The sequence below is a fragment of the Prevotella sp. OH937_COT-195 genome, assembly GCF_003932845.1.
GTDB lineage: Bacteria > Bacteroidota > Bacteroidia > Bacteroidales > Bacteroidaceae > Prevotella.
On record NZ_RQZH01000154.1, the window covers coordinates 1 to 433 of the forward strand.

A 433-nucleotide genomic window follows, 5' to 3' on the forward strand; every position below is an offset into this window, starting at 1 on the left:
ATGATGAGACCGTTATAATAAAAGGTAATGGTAAATGTATAACCCCTATAGTGTCATTACAACATATAAATAATTCACAATTGTTATGGAAAGCTACAATCGATAAAAGTAAACTTGATTTTATTGTTGAGGTGACTATTTATGTTTAATAATCCTGATTGGTCTTCTAAAAATATTGTAACTAATTATAATGATTTAGCTCAAAGGTCATTCTTAAAATCATATTATTGGCATTCTTTAATATCTTTAATTAGATCCAACACTTTTAATAATCCCGAAAGTAATATTTTAGAAATTGGTTGTGGCCCAGGTTGGATTAGTATAATATCCAAATTTTTAAGCCCTAATTGCAATTATTATTCAATAGATTTATCTTCTGAAATGATCAATACTGCTAAGTCTAATGCAACAGAGCATGGCATCAATGATATAT

The 433-nt window shown here is 27.3% G+C and carries 1 protein-coding gene; it reads left to right on the forward strand.

Translation table 11 applies throughout. From position 1 onward, the window contains the following. Positions 1 to 141 precede the first annotated feature (141 nt). Positions 142 to 433, forward strand: a 292-nt coding sequence (locus EII32_RS11685) for a class I SAM-dependent methyltransferase (protein WP_148096848.1), incomplete at its 3' end; no start/stop codon positions are given.